This window comes from Seonamhaeicola sp. MEBiC01930, assembly GCF_045277075.1.
GTDB lineage: Bacteria > Bacteroidota > Bacteroidia > Flavobacteriales > Flavobacteriaceae > Seonamhaeicola.
Genome location: NZ_CP104270.1, coordinates 1,991,263 through 2,013,933, shown reverse-complemented (window position 1 = coordinate 2,013,933; position 22,671 = coordinate 1,991,263). Strand labels below are relative to the sequence as shown.

Annotated in this window: 12 protein-coding genes; 6 read left to right on the top strand and 6 right to left on the bottom strand. The window is 34.6% G+C overall.

Annotation, left to right across the window (positions count from 1 at the left end; genetic code table 11):
- Positions 1–253: 253 nt before the first annotated feature.
- The gene (locus N1F78_RS08770; RefSeq protein WP_406682786.1) at positions 254–1,291 is read left to right on the top strand and encodes a substrate-binding domain-containing protein; all 1,038 of its coding nucleotides are present in this window, start codon (positions 254–256) and stop codon (positions 1,289–1,291) included.
- A 98-nt stretch (positions 1,292–1,389) separates the two neighbouring features.
- Here N1F78_RS08770 and gyrB read toward each other — a convergent pair whose 3' ends face one another.
- Complete coding sequence (gyrB, locus tag N1F78_RS08765) at positions 1,390–3,330, bottom strand: DNA topoisomerase (ATP-hydrolyzing) subunit B (protein ID WP_406682785.1); 1,941 nt, start codon at positions 3,328–3,330, stop codon at positions 1,390–1,392.
- A 610-nt stretch (positions 3,331–3,940) separates the two neighbouring features.
- Between gyrB and N1F78_RS08760 the strand changes: the two genes are divergently transcribed.
- The 5 genes from N1F78_RS08760 to N1F78_RS08740 all read left to right on the top strand — a co-directional run bounded on the left by N1F78_RS08760 (position 3,941) and on the right by N1F78_RS08740 (position 10,936).
- Positions 3,941–4,210 (top strand): hypothetical protein, encoded by a 270-nt coding sequence (locus N1F78_RS08760; protein WP_406682784.1) that lies wholly within the window; start codon positions 3,941–3,943, stop codon positions 4,208–4,210.
- Positions 4,211–4,212: 2 nt separating this feature from the next.
- Entirely contained in the window at positions 4,213–5,613 is a 1,401-nt protein-coding gene (locus N1F78_RS08755; RefSeq protein WP_406682783.1) for an amidase family protein, read from the top strand.
- On the top strand, positions 5,613–8,951 hold the full coding sequence (gene gatB/aspS, locus N1F78_RS08750; protein ID WP_406682782.1) for a bifunctional amidotransferase subunit GatB/aspartate--tRNA ligase AspS: 3,339 nt from the start codon (positions 5,613–5,615) through the stop codon (positions 8,949–8,951). The genes N1F78_RS08755 and gatB/aspS overlap by 1 nt, the downstream gene beginning before the upstream one ends.
- Positions 8,952–8,997: 46 nt before the next feature.
- A complete protein-coding gene (locus N1F78_RS08745) occupies positions 8,998–10,281 on the top strand; it encodes a YCF48-related protein (RefSeq protein WP_406682781.1) in 1,284 nt (427 codons plus the stop codon).
- Positions 10,282–10,408: 127 nt separating this feature from the next.
- Entirely contained in the window at positions 10,409–10,936 is a 528-nt protein-coding gene (locus N1F78_RS08740; protein WP_406682780.1) for a DUF2911 domain-containing protein, read from the top strand.
- A 77-nt stretch (positions 10,937–11,013) separates the two neighbouring features.
- Here N1F78_RS08740 and N1F78_RS08735 read toward each other — a convergent pair whose 3' ends face one another.
- The 5 genes from N1F78_RS08735 to N1F78_RS08715 all read right to left on the bottom strand — a co-directional run bounded on the left by N1F78_RS08735 (position 11,014) and on the right by N1F78_RS08715 (position 22,671).
- The gene (locus N1F78_RS08735; protein ID WP_406682779.1) at positions 11,014–11,403 is read right to left on the bottom strand and encodes a hypothetical protein; all 390 of its coding nucleotides are present in this window, start codon (positions 11,401–11,403) and stop codon (positions 11,014–11,016) included.
- A gap of 28 nt (positions 11,404–11,431) precedes the next feature.
- The gene (locus N1F78_RS08730) at positions 11,432–12,352 is read right to left on the bottom strand and encodes a hypothetical protein (protein ID WP_406682778.1); all 921 of its coding nucleotides are present in this window, start codon (positions 12,350–12,352) and stop codon (positions 11,432–11,434) included.
- 5 nt (positions 12,353–12,357) lie between these two features.
- Positions 12,358–20,970, bottom strand: coding sequence for a LamG-like jellyroll fold domain-containing protein (locus N1F78_RS08725; protein WP_406682777.1), 8,613 nt, complete (start codon positions 20,968–20,970; stop codon positions 12,358–12,360).
- Positions 20,971–20,982: 12 nt separating this feature from the next.
- Complete coding sequence (locus N1F78_RS08720) at positions 20,983–21,882, bottom strand: phage tail protein (protein ID WP_406682776.1); 900 nt, start codon at positions 21,880–21,882, stop codon at positions 20,983–20,985.
- Positions 21,883–22,026: 144 nt separating this feature from the next.
- The gene (locus N1F78_RS08715) at positions 22,027–22,671 is read right to left on the bottom strand and encodes a response regulator (RefSeq protein WP_406682775.1); all 645 of its coding nucleotides are present in this window, start codon (positions 22,669–22,671) and stop codon (positions 22,027–22,029) included.

Below are 22,671 nucleotides of genomic sequence, written 5' to 3'. Positions count from 1 at the left end.
AAAAATTATCTTTTTATCGTTTTTTTTTGCCTTTTATCGATTATAAATATTTTTTTTGGTTGTTCTTACTACCCCAATGTTAAAGTCAAATCCAACTATTAAAATGAAAAATTAATTTATTCATTTAAGTAATATTTAATTAATCTTAAAAAAATAAAATTGTTTGTTAGTTTTGTTTACAGCACATTTAAGCCATAATTCATTGGGCCAAATGTGATAATAGAATTTATAGTAACCTTACTACATAATTATTTTGACTACAATAAAGGACATAGCAATAAAAGCAAATGTATCAACTGGTACAGTAGACAGGGTTATTCATAACAGACCTGGAGTTTCAGAAAAAACAAAATCTCACATTAAAAAAATTATAAAAGAGCATAATTTTAAAATTAACACTATTGCTAGCACCTTAGCTTTAAACAAAAATTACAAAATAGCTGTTTTAATACCTGAAGCTGGAGCGAAAAATGAATTTTGGTCTGAACCCAAAAAGGGCATAGAAAAAGCTACAGATGAAATTAAGAACTTTAGAATTTCTGCTAGTTTTTTCATGTTCAATCAATTTGATTCTCATTCATATAAAGAAGCTTTTCTTAAACTAACTAATGACGATTTTGATGCGGTTTTAATTGCTCCCGTTTTTCAAAAAGAAACAGATAAACTAGCAAAACTTCTTGATCAAAAAGAGACACCATACGTATTTATTAATACTGAAATAAAAGGTTTCAACGCCCTTTCATTTATTGGTCAAGATTCTTTTAAAAGTGGTTATTTGGCGGCTAAACTTATGAGTATTATGATTTCTAATAACGGTGAGGTTTTGATTCCCGTTTTTAGATTGAATAAGGGCAATTATTCATCTATTAATGATAGAATTAATGGATTCAAGGCCTTTTTTCAAGATAAAAAGTCTTCAATAAAAATTAAAGATATTGTAATTCCCAATTTCCAAAAACCAAAGATAATTAATGGTGTTTTAGATGAACTCTTTAGAGATAAAATGTTTGATGGCATTTTTGTTCCTTCAAGTAATTCATTTTTAATTGCTGAATATTTAGAAGTCTCTCAGTTTAAAAATATAAAACTGGTTGGTTATGACACTAACAAAAAAAATATTGAGTTTTTAAAGAAAGATTTTATTGATTTTCTAATTTGTCAGAATCCATACATGCAAGGCTACAATGGAATTAAACTGCTTAGCGATTATTTACTATTGAATAAACCTCCTAATCCTATTTATCCATCTCCAATGACAATTGTAACCAAGGAGAACGTTGATTCTATTTAAACATTAAACAGGAGGACTAAACAAATAAAAAATCTTACTAAATAAAAAACCTCATAGTAACAACTATGAGGTTTTTATTTGTGTTATTTAATTATTATTTACGCATCAATATTAGCATAAATAGCATTCTTCTCTATAAAATCTCTACGCGGTGGTACTTCATCACCCATTAGCATAGAAAAAATTCGGTCTGCCTCAGTTCCATTTTCAATTTGAACCTGACGCATTGTTCTAAATTCCGGATTCATGGTAGTATCCCAAAGTTGTTCAGCATTCATTTCCCCTAAACCTTTATAACGTTGTATTTTAGAACCATCTCCAAAATTACCCATTATCTCATCACGCTCAGCATCATTCCAAGCATACTGCTTTTTAGCACCTTTTTTAACCAAATATAAAGGCGGTGTTGCAATATATATATGCCCGTTTTCTATTAACTCTTTCATATACCTAAAGAAGAAAGTTAAAATTAAAGTAGCAATATGACTTCCATCAATATCGGCATCACACATAATTACAATTTTATGATAACGTAATTTTGAAAGGTTTAATGCTTTACTATCTTCTTCAGTTCCAATGGTTACTCCAAGTGCTGTAAAAATATTTTTTATTTCTTCATTTTCAAACACTTTATGTTGCATAGCTTTTTCAACATTCAATATTTTTCCACGCAACGGTAGAATAGCCTGAAAAGCTCTATCACGCCCTTGTTTAGCAGTTCCACCTGCAGAATCTCCCTCTACAAGAAATACTTCGCATTTAGCAGGATCTTGCTCAGAACAATCAGATAGTTTACCAGGTAAACCACCAATACTCATTACCGTTTTACGCTGTACCATTTCACGGGCTTTTTGAGCCGCATGACGCGCCTGAGCAGCCAAAATAACTTTTTGAACAATAATTTTAGCATCATCTGGATGTTCTTCTAAATAATCGGTCAGCATCTCTGACACTGCCTGACTTACTGATGCAGATACTTCTCTATTTCCTAATTTTGTTTTTGTTTGTCCTTCAAATTGAGGCTCTGCAACTTTTACAGAAATAATGGCGGTTAAACCTTCACGGAAATCATCACCGGAAATATCAAATTTTAATTTATCCAACATTCCTGAGCCGTCAGCATACTTTTTAAGCGTATGTGTTAAGCCACGACGAAAACCTGACAAATGCGTTCCACCTTCATGTGTATTAATATTATTTACATAAGAATGTAAATTCTCAGCATAAGAGGTATTATAAACCATAGCTACTTCAACGGGTACACCATTTTTTTCTCCCTCAAAAGAAATAACATCTTTCATCAAAGGCTCTCTTGTAGCATCTAAATACTTAACAAACTCTGTTAAACCTTCATCAGAATGAAACGTTTCTCCTTCATATTCTCCATCTTCCTTTTTATGACGTTTATCAATTAAATGAACCGTAATTCCTTTATTTAAGAATGCCAACTCACGTAATCTACTAGCCAGCGTATCATAATTATATTCTAAGGTTTGGGTGAAAATAGTAGAATCTGGCTTAAAAGTTACAATGGTACCATTTTTATCAGAATCACCTACGGTTTTTACAGGGTACAATGCTTTACCGCGTTCATATTCTTGTTCCCAAATTTTCCCTTCTCTATGAACACTAGCTTTTAAACTTTCAGAAAGTGCATTAACACAACTTACACCTACACCATGCAAACCACCCGAAACTTTATAAGAATCTTTATCGAATTTACCTCCAGCACCAATTTTCGTCATTACAACCTCTAACGCAGAAACACCTTCTTTTTTGTGCAACCCAACCGGAATACCTCTACCGTCATCCTCTGTGGTAATAGAGTTATCTTCATTTATGGTTACCGTTATATTATCACAATGTCCAGCAAGAGCCTCATCAATAGAATTATCAACTACCTCATACACTAAATGGTGCAAACCTCTCACCCCAACATCACCAATATACATTGAAGGACGCATACGTACATGCTCCATCCCCTCTAATGCCTGAATACTATCAGCAGAATAATTGTGCTTTTTAGCTTCTTCGCTCATATATTTTTTATTTAATTTATATTTAAGTATTACTCATAAAAAAATGATGCAAAAGCATCATTCTCCTATTAACAAAGATAAGAAATAAAGACACTTTTTTTAAGCATTTAAATGAGTTTATTTAAAAATTATCAACAATTGTTAATTAGACAAAAGTCTCTTAAATCACCTTAAAACAACCTTAAAATTGATTTTGATATAAATTTTCAATTTTTAAAAATCATAAATCATCAAAATGGATTATTCGTTCTTATTTTACCTTAAATTAATTACGGAAAACCGTTTTTTTATTTAGTAGAACCAACAAAACTAACCTAAAACCACCTAAGAGTTTTCACATTACACTAATCATATCAAATAAAACACATAAACGTTAGATAACTTACAAATTAGAACCTATATTTTTATTAATTTGATAATTCAAAAGGCATCCTCAAAAAAAACACATTTTGTTCGATAATTCTCTATATATTTGAACTCTTAAAATGAGAAATAACAACAACAATAATAATTTCAATAATCCTATTGCCTAGGATTGGAAGGTTATTGTTTAAAAATATTTAAAAGCCTTCCAATAACGGAAGGCTTTTTTTAATTAAAAATTAAGACCATGAGTAAAATTATGACAGTCGACGTATTGTCCAGTATTAAAGGTGCTCAACCCTCCGAAGCGGTAAGCCAATTATTTGATGTGATTAAAAACGCACATACTACTAATAATTCCCTTAATACTAACAACAATAATAATGCAGTGTCTGTTAATGATTTAAGAGAAGATGTTGTGATTGAAAGCCCTACTATTGAAAAGCAAATTATAAAAGAGAATTTCCCTAAAGAAAAAAATGGATTTTTAGTAGTTTCTAAAGTTATAGAAGAATAGTTATGGAATCTCAAATTCGCACACTACATAAAAAACTAGTAAGCAAAGAAATTTCTTGCTTAGATCTAGTTAAAGAAAAATTAGAAGCCCTTAAACAAAACACTAACAATACAGTTAATAGTTTATTAGAGGACTCTGCTTTGGCATCAGCTAAAAAAGTAGACCAAAAAATTGCCAACGGTGAATCTATTAACCTTTTGGAAGGCATTCCTTTTGGTATTAAAGATGTTTATATGGTTCAAGGAACTTATACCACCGCTAGTTCTGATTTATTAAAAAATTATAAATCGGCTTATACGGCAACAGCTATTCAAAAACTATTAGATGCTGGTGCCATTCCATTGGTAAAAGAAAACTGTGATAGTTTTGGACATGGTTCATCTAGTGAGAATACTATTTTTGGAGCAGTAAAAAATGCTATTAATCCAGAACTTGTTGGTGGTGGTTCCAGTGGTGGTTCTGCAGTTAATGTTGCAAAAGATTACACCACATTTTCAATAGGTGGTGATACTGGTGGTTCTGTACGTCAACCTGCTGGCTACAACAATGTTTATGGGTTAAAACCAACTTACGGACGTATTTCAAGATACGGATTGATGGCTTATGCGTCATCTACAGATTGTGTAGGACCTATCGCAAAGACCATTGAAGATATTCGTATTGTTTTAAATACCATGAGCGGTAGAGACGTAAAAGATCAAACCACTTATACATCGGAAGCTATTACCGAAGAATCTATTTTTTCAAACGGTTCTATTAAATCTGTTGGATACTTTAAAAACTTTGTTGAAAGCGAAGCTATTGACGAAAAAATTAAAGCTGATTTTTTTAGTGCTATTGAAAAAATCAAAGCTAAAGGAATTGAAGTAAAAGAATTAGACTTCTTTAAATCTGACACCCTTGTTTCTACATATTATACTTTAGCAATGGCCGAAACTGCTTCTAACCTATCAAGGTTAGATGGCACAAACTATGGAAACAGAATAGAGTCTGAAAATTTAAAAGAAACGTATTCAGTTACGCGTTCTGAGAATTTTTCAGTAGAAACAAAGCGAAGAATTGTTGGCGGAAACCAAGTATTATCTCAAGGTTTTAGTGATGAGATTTACCTTAAAGGTTTATCGTTAAGAGATCAGATATCTCAAAATTTTGAAGATGACTTTAACGAAGTTGATATTATCATTTCTCCTGTAACACCAATGTCTCCTCCTAAAATTGGAGACAGTTTAAAAGATCCACTGGCTATGTATTTATCGGATGCTTACACCGTAGGATTTAGTTTGGGGCAATTACCAACACTTACCGTACCGCAAGGAACCGAAACTGGCTTACAAATTACAGCCGCAAAAGACAACGACGAACTTGTTTTGAAGTTTGCTAACTTCTTAAAAGACACGATATAATGGAATTAGAGCAATTAAACGAGGCGCTTAAAGCCCACGAATTAGAATTGGTTATCGGGTTGGAAACACACATCCGATTAAATACAAAAACCAAACTATTCTGCTCTTGTCCTAATCAAGAGATAGAAACTCCTAATGAGAACATCTGTTCGGTTTGTACGGGGCAAATGGGCGTTCTGCCAGCTGTAAACAAAGAGGCTATCACAAAAGCTATTTACTTTGGAAAGGCCGTGAAGTCTACATTTAGTAACGATGTTATTTCATGGGACAGAAAACATTATGAATACCCTGATAACCCAAAAAACATTCAGATAACACAGTTTCACAACCCTGTTATTCCGGACGGACAAGTTTCTTGTTTTAGAAATGATGGAAGTGAATTCACGGTTAACCTTACCCAGGTTCATATTGAGGAAGACGCTGCTAAATTAATGCACGAGAAAACTGTGTCTTTGGTGGACTTCAACAAGGCCGGAGTACCTTTAATTGAGATTGTTACAGAGCCTTGTATTCATCATATTGAAGACGCTTCAACATACGCACAATACCTTCAGCGTATTGTTCAAAACTTAAAAATATCTGGAGCCAACCTTGAAAAAGGAGAGTTTAAATCCGATGTATCGGTTTCGCTTAGAAAAAAACGTAGTTACAACTTAAATCCACGTACAGAGATTAAAAACCTTAATTCATTTAAGTTTATCACCGAAGCTCTAATTGAAGAAGTTGAAAAACAACTTAACTACTACATAGAACACAAAGATTTTAGACCAGACCAAACAACCGTTTTGTTTGATGCCGATTTAAAGCAAACAAAAACCATGCGTAAAAAGGAGTTTGAAGCAGATTATCGTTTCATCTCTGAACCAGATTTACCATTTGTAAACATTAAAGAAGTTGTAGAGTCTATTGACGTAGATACTAGCACCCTTCCTTATGCAGTAGAGCGCATATTGATTAAAGGTGGTGTTTTACCTCAAGACGCAAAATTCTTTACAGCAGATTCATTACGTTCTGAAACTTTTATTGCTATAAATAATGTAATTAACGATCCGTCTTTTGTTGCTAAAACATTAGTAAACAACATTGGTGCAGATGATTATTCAGACATTTATAGAATTGATCATTTAATTGATATTTTCAAACTCTTCAAAGAGGAAAAAATCACATCAGTTTTAGTTCAAAATGCTATCACTTCTTATTTAAAAGATAGAACTTTTGACTACAACAAGTATTTTGAAGACAACACTATTTCAAAAGAAAAGATTGAGAATGCTATTGCAAAAGTGATCACCGAAAATGAAGCTATTGCAAACGACATTAAAGCAGGGAACCAAGGTAAGGCAGGTATTCTAGTTGGTAAAGTAATTGGTATTATAGGAAAAGGCGCTTCAGGAAAAGTGATTCGCCAGGGTATATTGAATGCCTTGGCTACAGTTGCTCCAGTAGTTTCAAAATCTAAAGATATAGTTTCAACTGTTGAAACAACTGACACCAAAGCTAACAAGGAAACGGAAGAAGAGGTATTACCCGAAATCCCAATGGTTATTAAGGAGGAGTACAGAACTCATATAGCTACAGATTTATCTGAAAATTCCATTTCAGAAAAAGTAACTTTAGCGGGTTGGGTATCTAGTGTTCGTGATCATGGTGAATTAATGTTTATTGATTTACGAGATTCAAGTAACGAGATTTTCCAGGTGAGATTAAGTAGAGAATCGTTTCCTAATTTAGATGAGTTGGTTAAGTTAAAACCAGAATCTGTAATTATGGTAACAGGTGAAATTGTAAAACGTAAGGAAGATGATTTTAACCCAAGTTTAAGAACAGGTACAATTGAAATGGAAACTTCGGAATTAGAAATTCTGAATCTATCAAAAACATTACCTTTTGAAATAAAACGTGCCACAAAAACAAATGAAACCACACGTTTCCAATACAAGTTTTTAGACCACAGAAATCAAGATGTGTATCGTGTAATTAAGAATCGCCATAGGGTAATTAAAATGATGCGTGACATTTTAGATGAACAAGATTTTTTAGAAATAGAAACTCCTATTTTAAGTGCAGGAACCGATGAAGGGGCAAGGGAATTTATTGTTCCTACGCGTAAAGAATCTGGTTCGTTTTACACGCTTCCACAAGCACCTCAGCAGTTTAAACAAATGTTAATGGTGAGTGGTTATGAAAAGTATTTCCAATTAGCACGTTGTTTTAGAGACGAAGATTCTCGTGGTGACCGTCAACCAGAATTCACTCAATTAGATATTGAAGTAGCGTACGCCAGTATGCAACAAATTATAGATTTGAACACCAACATGTTCAATGATATTGTTAAAAAAGTATATGGCAAGAAGTGGGTTTTAAAACCATTTGAGGTCTTAACTTATAAGGAGGCCATGGACAAATATGGCTGTGACCGACCAGATTTACGTTTCGGCCTGGAAATGCAGGACATTACGGATATAGTTAAAGACACTACCTTTCAAGTATTCAGCAAACCAATTGATGAAGGCGGTATTGTAAAGTGCATTAAGGTTTCTGCTGAAGATCAAGGAAACAAGCGAATGTCTAAAGGGCAAATTGAAAAATTAACAGGAATTGCTCAGGATCATGGATTAGGTGGTTTAGCTTATATCATCGTAAACGAAAATGACTTACAATCGCCAATCATTAAATTCTTAGGAGAAGATATTGCTGCCAACATTATTAAAGCAGCAGACGCTCAAATAGGAGATATTGTATTCTTTTCTGCCTCTGATTATGCAACTGCAAATAAAGCATTGGATGCTGTGCGTCAAGAAATGGGTAAAATGTTAAGATTAATTAACCCAAAAGAATTAAGACCTGCATGGGTAGTAGATTTCCCTATGTTTGAAAAAACAGATGATGGTAATTGGACATTCACTCACAACCCATTCTCAATGCCAGCAACCTATGACATTGTAAAACATATTAATGGTAAAGAGGAAGAAATTGGCTCAATCATAGCTCAACAATATGATTTAATATTGAACGGTTATGAAATTGGCGGTGGTTCAGTCCGTGCTCATAAACCAGAAATTTTAGAAGCCACCTACAAAAACATGGGGTACAATAAAGAGGAAATGATGAAGAGTGTTGGAACCATGTATAAAGCCTTCCATTACGGAGCACCTCCACATGGTGGTATTGCTTGGGGTGTAGATCGTTTAATGATGATTCTTGAAAAGAAAGCATCTATTAGAGAGGTTATGGCTTTCCCAAAAACCGGAACCAGTGAGGATTTGTTATTTGGAGCACCTTCTACATTATCAGACAAAAAAGTTGAAGAGATGAATGTTAAAGTCATAAGAAAATAACCAAATCCAAACTTAGTTTTGTTGAATTTAGCTAAGTTTATACATTATGAAATTAATAAAACTTGTTATCCTAATTTTTGGCTGGGTTGCTCATGGTCAACATTATTGGCAAGCTGTTCCAAATATTACTCCAAATGGTAGTAGCCAACGTTTTGATGACGTTTTCTTTTTAAACGAAAACACCGGTTGGGCAGCTAATGGTGCATTCGCAACAGTTTATAAAACAACAGACGGCGGGCTAACTTGGACTGAACAACTCAATGAATCAGATTTAACAGGTGATTTTTACTTTCGAAACATTCAATTTTTAAACGAAAACATTGGCTTTTTAGGAACTGTTTACAGTCCAAATGGTCTTTTTAAAACATCTGATGGTGGTGATAATTGGGTTGCTGTTAACAACATAACCCCAAGCCCAGGTGCCATTTGCGGTTTAGCTACTATAGGTAACTCAACAATTTATGGCTGTGGGGCGTTTAATGAACCTGCTTACATCATTAAATCTACAGACAGCGGTTCTTCATGGAGTTATACTGATATGTCATTACATGCAACAGCCTTAGTGGAGGTAACGTTTATTTCAGAACTTATTGGTTATGCTGCAGGCAAAAGCACAACTGGTGCCACTGTTTTAAAAACCATTGATGGTGGAACTACTTGGAATGAGGTTTATAATTCTAATATTTCTGGTGAATATGTATGGAAGCTTCAAGTATTAGACAGTGACAATGATGTTCTCTTTGGTGCGGTATACACTTCAGCTCCAAACCCTGGTAAATTAATTTCATCTAGTAACGCCGGTTTAAACTGGAATAGTTATGATGCTCCTGAAAGTGGTGTTCAAGCTGTAGGTTTCATAAATGAAAACACCGGTTGGATGGGTGGACATGACACTGGGTTTTATGAGACAACTAATGGCGGTCAATCTTGGACAAACCTAAATATAGGCAGTAACTTGAATAGAATATTTATTTTAAGTTCGGGTACAGCTTTTGGGTCTGGAACAACAATTTATAAATTTACATCAGAATCATTAAGTACACAGAATTTTGAGGACAATTACCAAGGGAATCCGCTCGCAATAAATTTAGCTAATAACCCAATAAGGAATACCTTAAGATTTACCATTGATTTTAATGGTGCAGATAATATTTTGATTAACCTTTATGATATCCAAGGTAAACTTCTAAGACGTTTAACCAGAGAAATTATAATGGATTCTACAAAAAAAGAATACGCTTTTGATGTTAAGGAGCTATCTGAAGGAACTTATATAATAGACTTTCACAACAACTTAGGAAGAATTTCAAAAAAATTCATCAAGCTTTAGTCATAATTTCACCCCTAAAGCTTTAACAGTTCAACATCCACTTTTACAATAACTTTAACATTAAAATTGGTAAGTTAGATGCTTTCTATTAGACCTAGTAAACTAATTTTAATCTAAAAACCTTATCATGAAAAAATCACCAATTCTTTCAACTCTCGTATTAGCCTTAGTAATGTTAGTTTCGGCTAACATGAATGCCCAAAAATTTAGAGGTCTTGACAAAAGCCCAATGGACGCCACTTTTTACAGAACATCTCGAAACGCTCCAGCTATTGCAAAAGTTGTCTATAGTAGACCTCAATTAAAAGGAAGAGATGTTTCTTCATTAGCAAAAAACGGGGAGGTATGGAGAACTGGAGCAAACGAAGCTGCTTCCATCACCTTGTATAACGATGTGAAAATTGGAGAAAAACCTTTAAGTGCAGGTGAATACTCGTTATTTACAATACCTGGTGAAAAAGAGTGGATTATTATAATCAGTAAAGATATTAATGTTTGGGGCGCATATTCATATAAAGAAGAAAATGACGTTCTTAGAGTTTCTGCCCCTGTTAGTTCTGGCGAATCTTTAGAAGTCTTTTCAATTACTTTTGCCCAAGGAAACTTATATTTAGGTTGGGGTACTACCAGAGTAACCCTTCCATTTTCTATATAGTTAATAAAAAACGTATTATAAAAGCCTTGATTAATTAAGTTAATCAAGGCTTTAATTGTATTACTCTATAGTAAAATCTATTTCAACATAATAAAGTCATCTTGAGACACAAAATATATCTCATCTGAAGTTGCAGTAATTGTTAATTCTGCTTTATTATTACCATCAACCAAAACAATAGGATTTCTTTTTGTTCCTGCTTCTGAAAATGACATACTGTGCAATGCACCATTAATAGTATATTCTATTTTTGAGACATCTGTAGTTCCATTACTATTTTTTGTTGTAGTTATTTGTATAGCATAAGCTTCATCTGGGGTAATACAATCAGTTGATGATATACTTGTACCGTCTTCATGAACAAACTCAATAGACACGGGATCAAAACTTTCCACAGTAACGGGTGGTGGAACAGGATCATCATCATTTTTTGAGCACCCGAAAACAATACATAGGATTACTATCATTTTAAAATAATATTTTGTTTGCATAACATTATTCTTTTAAATTAATATTTATCTGTTTTTCAAACCCGTTCACTTTAATGGAATAATCTCCTTCGCCTAAACTGGTAAAAACAACTTCGCCATTACTTATGGTTTGAACAGCTTGTACTACCTGATTTTTAAGCAAATGTACTTCACTACCATTTTCGGAAGACACCACCTTAATAGCGCCACCACTATAACACACGGCATCCTTTTTATAAAAAATTAAATTTCCAATTACAGCATTATAACTTACGGTTATTTCCCATTCGTTAAGTGTCGATTCATCTTCTGACAACACTTCAACCATGACTGGGTTGGTAAAGTCTAAAACGCTGCTATCTGAAATTAATTTTTGACCTTCAGTGAACATTTGCGCACCTGGGCTTAACTCAAAAATGGTAATTAAGGTCGATAAACTTATACCATTATCAACGTAAAGTGTCATTGCATTATCTTGTATATTACTATTGCTAATAGTAACATCTTTAAAATTAAAACTCATTAATTCTGCTTCATGATTTAAAAGGGGACTCGCAAAACTAAAGGCTTGTCCCAAATCTCCATAAATCCCATTAATTTCAAAATTTACTGTTTTAGCTATATCTACAACCCTATCGTTGGTAGAGTCATAAACTTTAAAACTCAATGTTTCTCCATTAATGTTTGAAAAAACATTAATGTAAGCATAATAACGGTCTTTATTAGACACATAAATTAGGTTAGCAACACCTCTACATTCACCACCTACAAATGCCGCCACTTTATCATTAGTGCTAGTTAATGTTATTCCATCTACATTTAAAAAGGCCACAAAAGACATGGTATATTCAAAATCGTTTTCGTTTACAGACCATGTGGGTTCTTGACCATAAACGGTTATTCCTACAAAAAAGAATACTATTATGTTTATTATTATACGTTTCATAGCTTCTAGTTTTTAATGATTCTATAGGTTGTAATTACATTGTTGAAATTCACCTTTAAAAAGTATACACCGTTACTGATTTTGGGAGTTAACTTAATGGTATTTTGTCCTTTACTTGTTTTATGCTGCTCTGAATATACAAGTTGTCCTACCACATTGAATAGTTTAAGCTCCATATCACTAACTTCATTAGAATTAAGCTGCAGCGTCAATTCACTTTTAAACGGATTTGGGTATACTTTAAGGCTTTCCAAAATATTAGATTCCAATACAAACGGATTTGATACCGTACCTAATACCACATTACTTTTAAAGGTGACAGTTTTTTGTGTTGGTCTTTGACTTTTGCCGTTTCCTATATGAAATGTTAATTTTTTAGGTTGTTCGCCATATATTGTAATAAAACTTAATTCTTTATCACCTACTAATTGGTTTACTGCCTCTCCTTTAAGCACACCATCTTCATCATAAATAAAGAGTTCATGATACCCATCAGGTAGTAAAACCACAGCATTCATGTTTTCAGAATATTTAGTAAACTCCGATGCTATTGGCTTGTGCACATGGGTTGTTCCTGTATTTCCAGAAGCCTTTGCGTTTGAAGTTTTTCCAAAGATATTAGCATATTTAAAGGTTTGTACTTTATCAGATTTTACCATATAACCTTTACCTACTTCAAGATAATCCAAGGTACCACTCCAACCATTTAACGGATCATAAATGGCAAATAGATTTTGAGATTTTATGATATCTCCATCTGTAGCATCAAAAGTGGATAAGGCCTCGTTAACTGACACATTCTTACCTAAAGGATAAGGTAACCAGTTCCAATTTTGTTGAATTGGGAAACTCCAACTGCTAATATCTACTTGACTTCCCTTAGCCTTTAATTGCTGACCATATGCAAAATTCATTTTATACATAAAATTAGTCGACAATCCTGAGTTGGTACTTATAGCTCCACTCCATGAACTGTTAGACGAATTATGTGCGTCCTTAAAATAGGTTTCTAATTGTGTTGGTGAATGGCTCAAAATGCGGTCAGAAGTTTCTAAGTTCATGCCCGATGTTAAAGCATTTAAATCTGAGAAATTAACGTCATTTACATTAAACGACACCCAGGTCCAACCTTGATTTAAATCTATATCTTGTTCAACAGTGCTCGTGTTTTCAAAAAGTGATGGATTACTTAGTTTGCCTAACACACTATTATCTGTAAAGGTAACTGATGCATTAGAATTAATAGTTGCCTGAATAATTTGTCCTTTTGAGGCATCCCAAATACTAAAGTTAATAGGGTCTCCAGACACCACATTACTATAAACCGTTAGAAATACAAAATACTCTTGATATGAATTATCATAAACCACATTCGTTACACCTCTAAGTTCTCCATTAGAAAACGCGGCCACTTTATCGTATAAATCATCAGAGAATACACCATCTATACTAATGCGCCCTACGATATTCATACTAAAATCAAAGTCATTAGGGTTTATTGCCCAGTCTGGCTCTTCGGCAAGTATTCTTACCTCTAATTGTAGTTTTTCATCCAAACCAAAATCGGTTTGCAAATACAGGTTTTCCAGATACTCTCCAGCAGATAACCCCGCATCAATAGTAGCTGTAATTGTAACCTTACTGTCTGGAGCCAAACTTCCTGATGTACTGCTTAATGATAACCAATTAGGAACTCCTGCAATATTATAAGGCTGAACTAAACCACCTTTATTGATAATGGTAATTTCAAACGAAGGCGATTCGCTACCTGTTTTAACAATATCAACAATTTCATTGAAGCCATCAACAAACCAACTCATCTCATTTTTCTGAACAAAGGCTGTCCACGTAATAGGAGATTGCTGCATGTTATTTGATGCATCAAACATACGGTGTACGGTAATATCAAGAATCTGACCTTCTAACGCTGCCCAGTCAGAAATAACAGGCTCCAATATCATATCATCTTCATTAATGACATGATTCACCTGGAATTTGATAAGCTTACGCTCTGGCTTAATAGCTGGCACATCGTCCGAATAATTCACAGCTCCTCCACTCAATATGGCATTTGATGATATCACACTTTGATTGCTAAAGGCATGGTAATATCTTGGACCATTTCCTGTTGTAGGATCTGGAACATTCATACGTGCATACAATAGCAATCCAATGCTTTCAACATCAACTTCGTTAAATCGATCTCTAGAGATTTGATCTATATTGCGTAATGTATTCCACAAACTAAACTCATCAATTTTACCGGTAAAGGGTCTGTCTGGGCTTCCATTGCCCGACTGATCTTTAAACCCTCTGGCTCCAATCCACGCTTGATTCCCCGAAAAACCGCCTATTTCAGAAATTGGATTTGACGATACTTGTTCGGCATCCACATAAGTTCTTAAGGATCCGTTTCGGTTAAATAGCAAGGTAATATGATGCCAATTATTATCCGCTACGCTTTCCGCCGTTAAGATATATTCGTTTTCTTCACTTGCGAAATATAAGGCTCCTGAACTATTCATATTAATGGCCCACTTATTAGCAAAACCATTAGACTGTACAGGATCTGTTCCTGTTGGTGTGCCATCACCTTTTCCACGCCCGTTTGAAAATATAGTCGCTTCCTGGGGGGAATCTGTTTTAATCCAAAAGGATATCGTAGCGTCCATGGTATTCGTCAATTGTACAAAACCAACATTATCCAACTCTAAATATTGTCCGCCAGCAAATTCATAAGCGGTGCCTTTGGGTTTTATATCCCAGTTGGTATTGACTGCGGCGTGTTTAAATCTTGCAAGGTCATTGGCAATAGTACCACGTCCTTCATTCATTGGCCAATACCCAACCAAATTGTTTTCATTTCCTAATAATTTGGTATAAATATTTGCAAAGGCCTCACTTAGGCTAATAGATTTTGTCCATAAACGCAAATCATGAATGTTTCCTATAAAGGTATTTCCGCCAACAACTAAAGGATTGTTATTTGTAAATTGAGTATTAGCTGTTCCGGAACCACCACCTATATCTCTATCGTCTTCATAAATACTTATGCTTCCCGTAGCATTATCATGCGTAATGGTATAATGATGAAACAACCCGTCTGAAGCTATAGTTCCATTAGTTGTTGTAATATCACCAAGGCTTGCAATCATATTACCATTCTCTATTCGAATGTTTAATCCGTCTTGTTGATTGATAATTGTTGCTGTTGTTACCGTTGTGGCATTATTCATCCAAAACTCAAGGGTTAAATCACCAGACACCAATCTTGGGCTTTCTATCGTTGCGTTATTATTAGCACCTTCAAAGCGTAAGGACACACTATGGTCTATAGGCAACTGATTGGTTTCTCCCTTAATCTCAATAGTACTTACTGCACTGTTATAGAATATATTTTCATTAAAACTAACGCGTAAATCTTCTCCAGGTCCTAAAATACCATCGGTAGGTAATGGTGTGCCGAATTGTTGTGGCGACCTTAAATCGACACTTCCTGAAATCACTTCAGATATAAATTCGGTATCATTGGTACAGGTACTACGCGCCCTAATCTCGTAATTACCATCTTGTAATTGCGGCCCTGCAATATCAAAAGCAAAGATAACCTCAGCATCCGTTATTAAAGAAATCTCAGTTTCGCTATTGGCTACCGCTTCATCATAAAATACTTGTGTATTATAGTAGGTATGCAAGCGCGTCCAGTTAGGCGACGTTGCTAAACGGTATTCTAAATCAATCTTTCTAAAATTATTAAAAGCTTGATTGTATTCAGACAGGTTGATTGATAAAGGGTTTGTTGAACCATCATTATTGTAAGCAGCATCTACATTATACACCCAATTATCTAATGGTGCTTTAACAGCAACTTCTGTACAGGATGGGACAAAACTTGCGGATATTTCCACAGTATCAAAAACATTAACTGGATCACATCGTGATTGGAGTATAATTTTAATATTCTCATAATCATTCACATCAGATACCGATTTACCCAACGTTAAAGTATAAGGCACTTTTTGGCCATAAGGCACAAATACCACAGTACCATTTTGCGATATGTTAATATCTGCATTATAAGGGTTGGTGGTATTATCTACAATAAGCTCGAAATAAGAATCTGTTTCTGTTATGGTATTATTCTCTAAAATTAATTTAAACTCGGCATTATTGCTTTCTGGAATATTGCTTATACTAGCAACTTCTACACTTATTGCTGGTACTTCTATGCTTTGTGTGGCAAAGCTTAAATCTACTTTTTCTGCTTCTGGTAATGGCATAACGGTATAATCTGGAACACCAAACGGACCTGCATCTACGACTGCCTGAAAATATGCTGCCCATACAGCATCATTATAAAAGTTAGATTTTTCAGCTCCTTCATATGGGCATGACGTACGCCCTCCAACAGTTGCGAAAATTGGACCGTTACCATCAAACAGGTTTACTATATCTACACTTAACACATTATTTAAATCGTTATCTTTTAACGTATAACTTATATTAAGCGTGGAGGTCTGCTCTTCACTTAAGTTAGCATCAATGGCTTGACTTGCAAAACCAGATGTTACCGACTGTACTCCAATACCACTATTTTCACCTCCTACAGTTACAGCAAAACTTTCATTAATTGCCAAATTAAAATCGAACGAGTTAGATTTTACAATAGAGGTTTCTACACTACGTGTTACTTCTCCAACGCCAGAATCGAAAGACACATTATCACTAAATTTTTCATCTACCAATACAGCTAAATTATTGGCTGCGGAGAAGTTAGTTTCTAGAGTTTCTAATTCTTCATCATCTGGTTGTGCATCTATGGCTTGTTGTACCTCATCTGAAAAATCACTAACGATAGCAAATACATCCGATTTTAAATTATCTCTATCCTTAAGCGCTCTATATTTACTACGCTCATTTTGTAAAATCACTTTTCGCCATAGATTAATTTGTTGGTCATAGAAATCTACAGAAATTCCTTTCTCTGGGTCAGGCGTTACATTACCAGATACAATTTCGGCTTTTAAGGCTTCCAGTTCTGGTATTAGTGTACCTATTATATGTTTTTGAGAGTACACATAAAATGTATCTGATGGGTCTTCAGAAAATGTAGTTTTACGCTGCTTACTTATAAATATGGATGCTGTTCCATTACTCAACTCTAAATGGTCTCCATTACCAATAGTTGCTGAAGATGCTCGTACATTAGCATTAACACCATAAAAATAGTTTTTAGATTGCCCAATATACAAGTCTCCATCAGCACCTACAAACCTTGGGTCTGAACTTGTGGATATGGTTTGACTAAAATTATAGGTTTTTGTTGTGCCTTGAGAAGCACTTGTAGACGATGTTACTTGTATACCTGCTTCTACATCAAACGTAATTTTAGTAAATGTAAATATTCCTACCACACCACCTCCTACACCAAATGAAGGGCCTGCGCTAACAGTAACATCTTGCGATAATCCTCCAGCAGCAGAAATACTTTGTTTGTTTGTAAACGAAATACTCTCGCCTGCCATGATAGAGGCTGAACTGTTAGACCCTGGCGGGTCTCTTAAAATAATGTCTGGAATATCTGGTCCTGCAGTTACAAAAGTCTGTCCGCCATCTGGTAAAATACCTAAAACAATACCTTCCTGATTATAATTTTCTGCTGGATTATCCTGATTATTAATACGGTATTGTATATCTATAGTTTTAGTAAATGGGGTAGATATAGACGGTAACCCTGCTTTAAATTCGTAAACAATTTTACTATCATCATTAGGGTCTTTAGCAATAATTTCGGTTCCCGGATAAGCTAAATTATTGGTAACATTCAATTCGCCATCTACAATTGGCACTATGTCTTCTACTACAGGACTTGCATCCATATTTTCGTAGCGCTCAAAGGTATTAAGAACAATTCTATAGTCTTCAAACTGGGTGTATACCGGATACTTTACATTTGAATCTGAAGCTAATGATAATCCTGCTGATATATCGATGTCATCTGAAGAATCTAACGGTGTTGCATTAACGTCTATAGTCTCATCCGAAGTTTGCTCAACTACTTTTAAAACAGGTGTTGAACGATATATAAAACTTTTTTCATGGTGATATGCAGTTCCATTGATTATTTGGTTATCCGGCAATGTAAATTCCGGAATGGTTTCTGTAGGAATGCTTGAAAAATTTATGGCTTCTTTGGTTCCGGAAGCTATAATACTTGTATTGATACTGGAGTTACTACTAATTTGTAAACCTGTTCCTCCAATAATTTCATAATTTAAAGGCAATACATCTATACGATACTCTCCCGAAGCATCATTAGTTTGAAAATTAAACTGCGTATAAGGAGTAACATTGGCTCCAACAGGTGCGTAATCTAAAATCATATTGGCGATTCCAATATTATTCTTAGAGCTCACTACAAATGTTTTGTTATTCCCATTTCCATCAATATATGGTGCTTCAAACAAACCATTTTCTCCAAACCCGATTGGTTTTTGAGCTTCTACCGAACCACCGGCAACACGCCCTACAGCTGTTACTCTGGTTTCGTCTATAAAAACAACCTGCTCTTGAGCATCTTCAAAAAACTCTTTAAAGGTGCCTGTTTCAGCAGGAAATCTACCATCATATGTGAAGTTATGTCCATTTTTGGTAACGCGGATAAAATGGTTTCCAATAGGCACGCTAATATCAAAATTACCTTCGTTATCAGATTCTATAGGAATATTGTTTTCATCTAAAACAATATTACCATCTATGTAAATATTGGCACCTGCTACCGGAATTATTGCATAACGTTCTAAACGGTCGTCTGTCGCATTATACCAATATTCACCTTTATTGTAAAAATTACCGTTCTTTTCGTATTGATTAAAGTTTTCATCTATAATACCAGGACCACTAATCATAGTATCGTCTTCAATACCAGAGCCATCTACATCAATAAAAGAAGGAAACACCCCTCTTGTATCATACAGTATCTTTCCTTTAAAAATAAAGGATGAGGTATCTAGAAAATCTATTTTATTGACCACTTCTGACCCTTCTCCTAAAAACACCAATTGCTGATTAGGCTCAAATTTATGCTGTCCGAAAATAGGTGTAATTTTAAATGATTCGCCCGTACCTGTGTAAGGAATGGCGTTAATTTCATAATTTCCATTGTCATCAGTAACCCCTAAAATTCCCAATTGATTAGATGATGGGATATTTCCCGAACCAGAGACAAAACTTATACCATTACCCAGGCTTCCGTTGTTTTTATTATAATTAAAACCATCTCTCGAAGCGTCATATACGCTATTACCCACAGCTTCGTTAAGACTTAAATATGAAATTAAATCTGGATCATTTCCGCTTATATAGCGTCTGTAATCTGTTCTAATATCTGAAGCTTGTTCAATGCTTTTCCATAAGCGAATTTCATCAAACACAGCATCATATCCGCCACCGACAAAAGCATTAACCCAATCTCCGGAACCGCTTGATAAATTAGCCGTTTGTGTTGGTACAGTTATTTCTAAATACGGCGATGTATCTGTATCATCAACAGCTGAACGAGCTTCATGAACAACGTTTCTATAATCACTGGTCATTTGTCGACCATTAATAAATAAATCTGGTGCTGAACCATCTTTTAATCGTACAGATATATGCGTAAATTGTGTATTGAAATTTGAAATCGCTATCATCTCATCATCCCCACGAGCATCTATACTTCCTGATGGTATTACGTTTTCAATAACATATAAACTTCCTCCAATATTAACTTCTAACTCTTGTGACGTTGCTTTTAGCCTTACACTTGTTTCTATTGAACTACCATCTCCTTTTTGAAGTTTAAACAGATTAATTGGAGTACCACCATCATCTAAATAAGGTGAATTTGGTTTTATCCAAGCCTCTAAAGTGGCTTCTGTAGCTATGGTTTTAGTTAAGTTACTTATGCCTAAATTATAATCTGCTGGTATACTTAGCGCACTACCATAGCTTACTTCGCTCCCATCAGATTCTGCAATTATGGTGACATCTTTTACTGGATTACCTCCTTTGTAACTTACATTACCCGTTACAATGGCTGTTGGGTTTCTAAACCCAATACCAGTAATAAAATTTGAATACAACTCTTCTTCAACACCTACACCTTCTGCTTTTACTTTATACTCGTAAAGCACGCCACCATCTACATAGTTATCTTCATATTCGGTATCATTAGGCGATACGCTACCTATAAATTGAAATGGCGATACACTACCTAATTCTCTACGAAATATTTTTATAGTAGAAATTAAATCGAAATTTGCTTTAATCTCCCACTGTATTAAGACTTTATCACCAAAATACCCTTTAGAGATATCGAAAGATTCTTCTGCAAAAGTCCTGGGAAGGTATAAAATATCCCAAGGAAAACGAATGTTATACACGTCATTATCTGGTCCAACAGGCGGAGATGTAGACAATAAATATGGCACACCAACTTGTATAGTATAATAATCGCCATTAGCCTCAACACCTTGTTGTGTTTCTGAAGCGGTAACCACTTTGGCGCCATTGCTGTTTTGTGCCCATAGCCCTGAAACCAGAAACCCAAAACACAGGGTTAGTATTAATTTTTTCATAACTATATAATTTTATAGTTTAATGATGTAGTTAACACCATAGTTTATTGGGCGAGACTCTGAACCTGCCCAATCTACCGCTCCTGTAATTGTATGATTATGAGCCCCTTCTGTAGATGTCCACATCCCTGATTGAAACACACCGTTAGCAGCAACAGAACGGTTCACTGCCGTTCTATGAACAGAGCCAAGATTGGAGTCATTTATACTATGGGCCACATTATGCCTATGTTCACCAGCTATAGACGTAGCTAAAGTTCCTGCAGCATGCTGATGTCTTAGGTTATCATCATCTTGTGTAGTATTTACCCCTAGTGTTCTTTCATTAGCATCATTATCGAATCGAGCTTCAGAATTTCTTCCTACACCTCTTATAAATAAACCTCTCAAATCTGGTGCTTTGGTAGCGCCACTTAACAATGCTTTTAAAGCTACTTCAGAACCATCGGTTGGCAAGTCCGAACCATCGCACATTACCCAACCTACAGGAGCTACTGTACCAATAAAAGGCATAATGGCTCCTGTTGGTACACCATTATTAGCCGATATGGCATATGGCACATGTTTTAAAGCTTCGTTAGAAATAATGTTTCCTTCGGCTTCAATTCTTAGAAATGCTTGTTGGTTTGCTATCAATGCAATTTTATCTGTCCCAACATTTAAGGTATGTGAAAACACACCAAAGGCATCTGTTTGTAAAGTAATGGCCTGCGTAAAAATGTTTTTAGGAGATAAGGCATCATAATATATAGTAAACGTAAAATTAACAGATTTACCTGCTAGAGCCGTATTGTTATCATCTCTTGCTATGCCTTGTACAGCTATATCTGCATTATTAAATGAGATTTGGGCAAAATTAATACTCGTTACAAAAAGCATTAATAGCGTTAAAAGTGTAAATTTTGTTTTCATGGTTATTTTTTATTGATTAGAAATCAGTTGTTATTGGCAATTTTAGTGCAAGTTACCCCCACACCTAATCTCTAACAATACGTAACCAATGCAAATACTACGTAGGGCTACGTAGTATAACATGAAAACAAAATCAAAATAGTTTTAAATAGACAGTATTAACTCTTTATGTTCTTGAGCCCAAGAACTTAAAGCATCCATTTCATGGGAAAGATCTAATTTTTGAATGATATTAGAACGGTGTTTTTCAACTGTTCTACTAGATATACATAAATGTTCGCCTATTTCCTTTGAAGACATACCTTGGGCAACTAAGCGTACTATAGTTCTCTCTGAAGGCGATAAGAATTTTATTTTTTCAATTTCAGGAGACACTTGATCTTCCAATATTTTGGTAAATTCTGAGCTAAAATAGTTACCACCCTTAACAACCTCTTGAATACATTTATGAAGTTCTACTGCTGGTTCATCTTTTAATATATAACCCTGAATATTTAATTTTTTTGCCTTTAACACAAAGCTCTTTTCTTTATGAGAAGTAAGTATAATAAATTTGGTTTTAAGGTCTTTTTCAGCACACTTTTGAATAACCTCAAAACCTGATAACAATGGCATTTCAATATCTAGCAGAGCCACTGTTGGTTGTAATTCTATAATTTCACTCAAGGCTAAGGCCCCGTTATTAACTGAAGCTACAACATTATAATTATAGTTATAAAGTTCTTCCACCAAGCCCTTTAATAACATAGGGTGGTCATCTGCTGCTACTATTGAAATATCTTTGTGCAT